This is a genomic window from Gilliamella sp. Fer4-1 (genome assembly GCF_001690515.1).
GTDB classification, from domain to species: domain Bacteria; phylum Pseudomonadota; class Gammaproteobacteria; order Enterobacterales; family Orbaceae; genus Gilliamella; species Gilliamella apicola_C.
In genome coordinates, this window is record NZ_LZGZ01000171.1 from 1 (window position 1) to 9,027 (window position 9,027).

General features: G+C 35.1%; 6 protein-coding genes and 1 pseudogene. 2 read left to right on the forward strand and 5 right to left on the reverse strand.

Annotated features, from left to right (window positions below):
* The coding region (locus tag A9G30_RS05995) for an RHS repeat domain-containing protein (RefSeq protein WP_141672019.1) at positions 1–211 on the reverse strand (211 nt) is incomplete at its 3' end.
* A 199-nt stretch (positions 212–410) separates the two neighbouring features.
* On the opposite strand from A9G30_RS05995, the gene A9G30_RS12665 reads away from it, so the two are divergent.
* Together A9G30_RS12665 and A9G30_RS12360 are read left to right on the forward strand one after the other, a co-directional pair.
* Positions 411–578 carry a transposase gene (locus A9G30_RS12665; RefSeq protein ID WP_141672020.1) on the forward strand — a complete coding sequence of 56 codons (168 nt, stop codon included), beginning with the start codon at positions 411–413 and terminating at the stop codon, positions 576–578.
* 134 nt (positions 579–712) lie between these two features.
* Complete coding sequence (locus A9G30_RS12360; RefSeq protein WP_176700860.1) at positions 713–877, forward strand: IS3 family transposase; 165 nt, start codon at positions 713–715, stop codon at positions 875–877.
* A gap of 151 nt (positions 878–1,028) precedes the next feature.
* Here the strand turns inward: A9G30_RS12360 and A9G30_RS12365 are convergent.
* The 4 genes and pseudogenes from A9G30_RS12365 to A9G30_RS12920 all read right to left on the reverse strand — a co-directional run.
* A pseudogene (locus A9G30_RS12365) lies at positions 1,029–1,226 on the reverse strand (integrase core domain-containing protein); the annotation flags it as partial.
* A gap of 67 nt (positions 1,227–1,293) precedes the next feature.
* Positions 1,294–6,237, reverse strand: coding sequence for a DNA repair ATPase (locus A9G30_RS06005; protein WP_065588370.1), 4,944 nt, complete (start codon positions 6,235–6,237; stop codon positions 1,294–1,296).
* A 115-nt stretch (positions 6,238–6,352) separates the two neighbouring features.
* Complete coding sequence (locus tag A9G30_RS06010) at positions 6,353–8,389, reverse strand: hypothetical protein (protein WP_442903099.1); 2,037 nt, start codon at positions 8,387–8,389, stop codon at positions 6,353–6,355.
* A gap of 97 nt (positions 8,390–8,486) precedes the next feature.
* Positions 8,487–9,027 (reverse strand): hypothetical protein (locus A9G30_RS12920; protein WP_065588371.1); only part of this gene is annotated, 541 nt, incomplete at its 5' end.

Genomic DNA, 9,027 nt, shown 5'->3' on the forward strand with positions numbered 1-9,027 from the left:
AATAATCATAATAGGTAATATGACCTTCGCCATCAATTTCAGCTGTCAGTTGCCCTTTATCATTATATTCGTAGCTTTGTACATGACCCGCCGCAGATATTTTTTGGATTAATTTACCATGGGTATTATGCTTATAATAACTTTTACTGCCATCTTGGTGGATTATCGTGACACTGTTTTCTTCATCATTCCATTGATACTGACTATCCAATTGAGGAAAGTTCGCCCACTGCCGTAAACAGCGTGCTGTAACTACCCCCTAAAATAGTACAGCAAAAAAGTAGAAAATTCTCTATGATAAAAGTAAAGGGGATTCAATTATGAAAAAAATGACTGAACATCAAATCGTCGCTATTTTAAAAGAAGCTGAAGCGGGTATTCCTGTCAAGGAGCTCTGTCGTAAATAGGGCATGGGTAATTCAACTTTCTATAAATGGCGGGAAAAATACGGTGGTATGGAAACGTCGGATATTAAACGCTTAAAGGAGCTGGAGGCTGAAAACCGTAAGCTTAAACAGATGTTTGCTGAGCTAAGTTTAAAATCACAGCGTAAGGAAGAAATCATAAAAAAGCTTTAGTGCCCACAAAGGTACGTAAAACGTGGGCATAGGCGCTACAAAAAAATCATTCAGTTACTATTGCTATGAGTTGTGCCATTGTTGGTTTAAGTCGTTGAGCTTACTATTATCAACCTAAGTTACTGGATGATTCGGTGATTGTTTCGGTGTTGAATGCTATCACAGACCGACATTTACGCTGGGGCTTTCCTAAGTGTTTTAATCGAATCAGAAAGCTGGGATATCGTTGGAATCATAAACGTGTTTATCGGGTGTATTGTGAGTTAAAACTGAATCTTAAAACCAAACGAAAACAATGAATTCCACCTCAGGAGCCAGAAAAGTTATTGGTTCCCAATAAACAAGGTGAATGTTGGTCAATGGATTTTATGAGTGATAGTCGTTGCAATCAACGTCGTTTTAGAGCCTTCTGTAAATACCCCAAACTTAGTACACAACTTATGTAGAAAATTAAGCTGCCTGTTTTAATGTTTTATACTCAAGCGGTGTCATGTTATTTAATGCCTCATGCGGTCTTTCGGTGTTATAAATCGTTAACCCTTCTTCGGTTATTCTCCTTGCTTGCGCTAAGTTGTTAAAAAGATATAAATCGAGTACTTCAGTACGATAGGTACGATTAAATCGTTCAATATAGCCATTTTGACAAGGTGTTGCTTATACAGATAAGCATACCAACGATCGATCTATTGGTATGCTTATTTTTAAGCTTTTTATTTTATAACTTTAGTGCTTGTACGCTTTGTACTAGATCAGCAAGTTGTGTAACAATTTGAGCTCCTGTATTAGCTTCATCACCACCAAGTGTTTTATTGCGCATAAAGTCGGTTTTAATTTGCTGCCAGCGTTTTGTTTGTTCTTCAGTAAGTACATTACGGATTTCTGCCAATTTTAATAAATTTTCTTCTGCTCCATTAGTAAGCAATTGTGCTTCTCCAAGGTAGTGATCTTCAATAATCTGATTAAGTTCTTCATCATTCATCACTGAGGATATTTTTTCTGCAAGTTTATTCATATTACGGTAACTACCTTGCAACTTAAATGGAGGTTCGGTTCGATATTTATCAGATTGTGCCGCACTAATAATGTATTGTTGATTAACTTTAAATACTACTTCACGAACTTTTAATAGATGACGAAGTACTGCAACAATTTCATTAATTTCGGCTTGGCTATAAGCATAACTAAGCTCGTTAGTGTTGAGTGGCTTTCCTTGTGCATGATCGATTAATAGATAAAGATCATTAAGATCACGTAAGGCAAGAGGGGAAAGGATAGGATTTGAGGTTAAGCTGTTTTCAATATAGCTTGATGCAAATACTTCATCCATTCCGCCAAGCACTTCCCCTAAATTATAAATATCTGCACGGTTAGCCAACATGTCAGGAATTTTAAAAACTTCACCGGATTCGGTATAGGGGTTACCAGCCATAATTACGCAGAATTTTTTGCCACGAAGATCATACGTTTTGGTTTTTCCTTTCCAAACCCCTTCAATGCGCCTAGAGCCGTCACATAGTGAAATAAATTTTTGTAAAAATTCAGGGTTGGTGTGTTGGATATCATCAAGATAAAGCATAACGTTGTTACCCATTTCAAGTGCTAAGTTAAGCTTTTCAAGTTCTTGGCGGGCTGTTGCATTGGGTGCTTGCTCAGGATCAAAAGATAACACACTATGCCCTAACGCTGGTCCATTAATTTTCATAAAAATTAAACCAAGTCGGTTGGCAATATATTCCATTAAGGTTGTTTTACCATAACCTGGAGGGGATATGAGTAATAATAATCCCATTAAATCGGTACGACGACTTTCTCCTACAGTTCCCATTTGTTTTGCCAAGTTATCACCAATAATTGGTAGGTAAACTTGATTAATGAGTTTATTACGTACAAATGAACTTAATGGTTTTGCTTTAAATTCCTCAAGATGTAAAAAATGGCGTTGTTCTTCTAAAACTTCTTGGCGAAGCATTTGGTAATGCTTAAATTCTGGAATTACTACACGCGATTGTTTACGCATACGACTGAAGAAGTCATCTAGATTTATATTTAATTGCCCTTGCTTAATGCTTGGATGTTCGCCTAATAGATCATTAACGGTAATATCAAGGTCAACTTCGCTAACTGTTGAGGTTATACCATTTTCTTTATCTAATATACATAGCATTGTTGCTTCAGCAATATAAGCTACAAATTTTTGATACTGGGGTAGGGTGCATAGACCTTTAAACCAACTTTCGATTAGATTCCAACGATCTGCTAATCGTGTCATAAGGCTTATTTGTGATTGATTAAAGTCCACCCACATGTGAGATTGCTCTAGTTGCGTTTTTAATCCTTCAAACAATATTTGGCTATATTTACTTAATGTAAATTGTTGTGGTGTTTCGGCTAATATATAGCTTAAATATTCGGATGCTTGTTTAACATGATAATTATCATGTTGTATTGGATATTTTTGTAGAAATAAACTGAGTTCTTCAAATATCTCTGTACGAAGATTTTTTAAGCCTTCTTCATGCCCAAACAGTGAGTAAATATCTAGACAGGTTTTAGCGCGTTCAGGCCATAACTTAGCGATGTCATTTTTTTGATTATAATGCCAATAAAGCATAGCTAGACTGCGTGCTAAAGGATTATAACGTAGTAAGCCTGCTATCTCACCTAGTGGAATAATTTTTAATAATATTTTTACAGCATCATGATCGTGAATGCCTTTTTCATAGCCTTCTCGATATCGTATTGCTGCATAATCACGAACAGTTTTATTCAATAGTTCAGGTTGATTTAATTGCGTATTGAGTTTTTCATAAGTTAATTCATCATCTTTTTTTAATGCAGAATTAATGATTGAATAAGCAAGATATTCTGCACGATAGACTGTAGGTGATTCTGATTCTAATGAAATTGTCCAAAATGGTTTGTAGCTTTCTAGTTTAGGATGTTCTATTTTTTCTTGATAATCGGTACCCGTTAATTGTAAATATAGATGGTCTGCTTTAGGTACGACTGTTAGATCAAGTTCCTGTGTATTGACACTAAACTTATGTCTTGGCCCAAGTTTTATGACATTACCGCCTGATTCAAAAATTTCTGATTTATCACGTAATGCGCGGATTGCTTGATCTTGTGCGCTTTTGAATCGGGATTCAATATCGTCTGCTTTAACATTATCAAATAGTGCTCTTAGTTTTTCGACGATTTCACGAATTTTTTGGGCTAAAGGATCAGCAACAAAAAAAGCATTGAGTTCTGTTTGGTCTGAAAACTTTGCGGTTCTTCTTGGTATGCTATCTAAAATTCGTTGCGCTGCGGTTTGTAGTGCTTCACTGCGTCTAGCTCTGTCTTCTAGAAGAGCTTGCTTATGTGTTTCAAACGATTCTAATATTTCTTCACGCTTTGCTAAGATATCATTTAAAAACTCTTCACTTTCGCTAAATTGATTTTCCAGTTCTTCTAATTGAACTAACAGCCTAGAGAGCTCATCTTCACATTTTTCAGGTGTCGTAGCAAGCCCTAGTGCATTGGCTATACTTTGACTAAATAGTTTGAATTGAGCGCCAAATTGGGCGACCATTTCAGTGCTCGAAAAATTTTTTCGGTTTTGGTTTATTCTTGCTTTGGTTTGATTAAGTTTTGAATAAACTTCTGCAATTGATTCAATGATTTTTGTTTGCAATGTGACATCATCAAACTTTAATGATGCCATTAATTTCGATAGCATATCTAAATCATTAGACATATCATCAGCCATTTTTGCTGGCTTACTGAGTTTTGCGACAGAATCTGCTTTCGCAATGTCATTTTCAATGTTATCAATTTTTGATATGAATGGCTCTAAGGCTTGTTCACTACCTAGAAATTCTGCTGTGGCTAAATAAACGATAGATTGGCGTTTTTTAAGTTCATCTTCCATTATATCGATTTGATCTAAATCGATATAACGGTAAGTTCTTAAAGTGACAAGACTACCTAATTGCATTTTGATTGCATTCAGAGCATCGACATATTCTTGAGTTTCTTTCCAACTATCAGGATATAATTTTGCTAATAGATCTTGTTGATTTGAAATCGCTTCGCGCATAGCGCTATTTGATTGGCGGCGTATACTTTCAACTTTTTCATATTCATCAAGTACTAATTCGCTTGTTTGCGAAATATTACGAAGAATTGGTGTAAAAGGTAAATTTTTCTCGTCATTTAGCCAAAAGTAGGTATCAAAAAGTTTTTTAGTGTCTTCACTTAATTTGCTGTATAGTTGGGATGATACTGATTGGTTGTCAATTTCACGAGCAATAAAATAAAGATCTGAGATGCCTCGAACTAGTTCAGCATTGCCAATTCTACCTAAAAAGCTATTATTTGTTGGTTGTTTTGCAGCAAATTCATCACTATAAAATGGTGTTTGCCATATTTGCATTGGATGGACCCGAGTTGGTTCGTTACTTTCTCCCTCGAACACAACCATTCTACCATCTTCAAAAACAGCATAACCATGACCTAAAATAGGGCTATTGAGTTTACGTTCAATCATATTATAGTTAAATAATGCTAATCGACCAGATGTTGGATCATAAAATATATATAAAACATCTTCGCCATTAGGTGAACGTCTGATACGTCTAAAACGCATTCCTGACATTGATTGATCAAATGTTTTGTATTCGCCATTTTGTAAATAGTAACCACCAGGGAAAATAATTCCATGATCTTCTGGGAGTTGGATACAAGCTTGACCAATAAAATCAATTCGTTGGACTTGTTGTGTTAGCGTATTATAGACTAAGTACCGCCAATTATCTTCGCGATAGGGTAATACTTTTAGTAGAATCAATGATCCTACTTTAGCATATTCTATTTTAGCGTCATTAATGGATTGATTTTTATCGATGACATCTTCGCGGTAAATTCCAAGCCCATCGTTAGTGTTATTTTCACATTTTATTGTTAAATCACCACCAATGGTTTCAACAAAAATAGTATCTAACACGTTAACATGTGGAAATCGCCCATTAATAATATTTTCACGTGTGGTCTCTTGCCATTCAAAATCATAAGCAGGTGGAAGAGCTATATCTCGTTCACCACGGTTATCTATATAATTAATATTTTTTTTATCGGTTGATATAGACCACCGAAAAACGCGAATATCACTTACCCGTTCACCAATTTGGAAACTAGCTAGTAACTTACCATCACGTTCAACAAGTTGTAATAACTGAGCATTTTTATAATAAGTATAAAGTTCATTAAAATCTTGAACAAATCGATCAATGTTTAAGAAGGTATCAGAAAGAGCAACAGGATCTGCTTCGTAATTGCCATCACGGTCGATAAGCTGATAAAGAGAAAAGACATCTTCAATTTTGGTTTCTTTTTTTAACCCTAAAAAAACGTTATAGCCAAATAATAGCCAATCACCAAAACGAACAATATCTCTTGCTATACAGTTATTTTCAGTTCTTATACGAATTCGCGCGGTAATTGACATATCGCTTTTACCGAATTCAGAAAGCCGTTGTTGATTTAATGTTTCTGTTTTTTGGTTAAGCTCTTGCCCTAATGATGTTAGACGTTTACGAAGAATTTCATAAGCACCGCCTTCGGCAACTGCTTTATCTAATGTTGTTTGTTTTTCAATATCTTGTTGTATTTCTGACATTTTTAACTCATTATGATTATACAGAAAAGCTTATTGTTTTCGGTAGAAACGTATTATCTACCGAAAACAGATGATAGCGATAAGCCAAATTAATAACTATCGAAGAACATGTTCATTATTTATTGTCATTTTCTGTAGATAGAAATTGTTTTGCTAGTGCTTTTAAATCAGTATTTTGCAATGTTTCTTTTAGATCAACATGCTTATCGCCTGATAAGCGTGATAACACTGATTGCAACGCCGATTGAAGAACAGGGCTTTGATTAACTGTTCCTTCAATAGCTTTACCTACACTAATTGCTTTAGAGAAGCTGTTAAAGAAGTTATCGTTGCCGCCCACAATTTCGATATTGGCTTTACTAAATGCTGCAGCAAGAACATCTGCTTGCTCTCTTGCAATTTCTTTATTGGCAGCAATAGCAGCCATAGCTTGTTCAAATCCTTTTTCCAGTGCCAAACGGAACTCCTCATGGTGTTGAGATTGTTCGCTCATTGTGCCCATAGCTTGGAATTTCTCAACTAAACCACTAGCTTCGGCTGTTAAACGTTCACGTATTACTAGTGCTTCAGCAAGGCCTTGCTCTTTTGTTGACGATGCTTTGGCTAAACCGATTCGTTCATCACCACGAGCTTGTGCTGAAAGTTTTTCTTCAAGTACTTTAGCTTCTGTTAAGCCTTGTTTCTCGATTGCAATAGCTTTAGCTTCAATGACTTTTGCTTCTGATAATCCTTTTTCTTGGTTACCTTTTGCTTCTGCTAATAAAGTTTCTGCTGTGATATTTGCTTTGACTAATCCTTCTTTTTCTTCAGCTTCTGCGCGTGCTTTACGTACTTTTGCTTCAGCAAGACCGATTGCCGCTTCTTCAGCTTCAATACCTTGTGCCAATTGTTTTTTGGCTTCTGCTTGTTTAGCTGCTGCTTCAAGTTCAGCTTGTGCCATTGTGCTAATTTCAATAGCGCGGTGTTTTGATGATTGTTCGTCAGCTTCTGCTTGCTTAACTTGCTTAACTAACTCTTGTTCAGCTCTTGCTTCTGCTTCAATAATTGTTGTTTGTTTTTCACGATCTGCTTTTGAAACTTCACGTACTTCTTTAATGTTTTCTTCTTCGACTGCAACTGTTTTTTCAACAGCAACACGTTCTCTTATTACATTGGCAATAAGTTTTTTTTCTTCTTCAAGCACTTTATCTTTTTCAATGCGTTGCAATTCAACCTCTCGTTCACGAGCAACAATTTCAAGTGAACGAGCTCTTTCAACTCGCTCTTCTTCTATTGCAATAGCTCTTAAGCGGTTTTGTTGTGCAACTTCGACTTCACGTAAACGATTTTCTTCTCGTACTTCAATTTCTTGTTGTGATTGAATTCTAGCTTGTTCTGCTTTCAAACGCTCTTCTTCTTGTACTTTTAACGTTTCAGCGGCTTCACGTGCTCGAATTGTTTCGATTTCTCTTTTTTGTCTTGCTTCAGCATCGGCTTGTTGTCGTTCAAGTTCAAGTTTTGCTTCAATTGTTTCGGTATCTTTCTTTTTTAATGCGAGTTCAAGATCTCTTTCTCGTTTGTTGGTTTCATCTTTATGAACAGCTGTAATGGATGTAATTTTATTAATCCCTTCAGCATCAAAAATATTATCAGGATCAAGAGATTTTATTGGCGTTTGTTCTAAATAATCGATAGCAACATCTTCTAAAGCATAACCATTTAGATCTTTTCCGATAACATCAATAATGCGTTCACGAAAGTTCATGCGATCTTCAAACAGTTTTGATAACTCGAATTGTTTCCCGACGGTTTTTAGTGCTTCTGAAAATTTTGCACTAAAGAGTGAACTTACTGCTTTTTGATCTGAAGCTCTATCTACACCAATAGATTTAGCTACTTTTAACACATCTTCAGTCGTTTCGTTAACGCGTAAATAAAAAGCAACACAGATATCTGCGCGTAAATTATCTTTACAAATTAAACCATCTTTACCCCGCCGCTCTACATCAAAAGTAATCAATGAAATTTTCATAAATTCTTTTTTATAGATAACAGGGTAAACTAGGGCCCCTGTAAAGTGTACTTTGGGTTTTGAAGTCATATCATTAACGATAAGTGCTGTACCCTGAGGAACTTTAATATAAAAAGCTTTAAATAATAAGAAAAACCCCATTATAACTAGAAAGATAATTCCTATTGTTATAAAAAAAAATATTATTGTATCAGTATTTATATGCATAATTTATTTTTCTCCAAAAATTGAACTCTGACTATCCGTTAAATTCTTCAATGCTAATGATTTCATAGAAATTATTGGCCATATCATATCGTAGTAGTACTGCTTTATCTCCACGCTTAAATTGATAAGCTTTGTCACTTCTAACTTGTAAAATTAATCCCGCTCCACCATCTTCATAAATAGCTTCTCCTTTAATGTTATTGACAATACTGGATCGTATTAGAACAATTTGTCCTAATAATGATTTATGATCATGAGTTAAATTTAGTTTTGTGAAAATAGGGCGAATAGGTTTTATGACAAATGCAGTGAGGTAAATAGCGGTGATTAGTGAAATTACAAAAAAAACTGCTCCTATAATAAAATAAAGCAAAATATCATTATATAGCGGTAATATAAAGAATCGGAAACTAAAATAGCTAATTGACCATCCGAATAATGAAATTAAGGTAATAACTAATGTGAGCGGTACTTCATTAAAACCAAATTTCAATAATAAGCCACCAAATCCAGATGATGGTATATCGGTAGCTGTATCCTCTACGTTAATCGCTATATCTAAACAATCAACA

Excerpts from the sequence above, each read along its gene's own strand:
- A9G30_RS06010 (WP_442903099.1), bottom strand. The coding sequence starts at position 8,389 with ATGGGGTTTTTCTTATTATTTAAAGCTTTTTATATTAAAGTTCCTCAG.
- A9G30_RS12665 (WP_141672020.1), top strand. The coding sequence starts at position 411 with ATGGGTAATTCAACTTTCTATAAATGGCGGGAAAAATACGGTGGTATG.
- A9G30_RS06005 (WP_065588370.1), bottom strand. The coding sequence starts at position 6,237 with ATGTCAGAAATACAACAAGATATTGAAAAACAAACAACATTAGATAAA.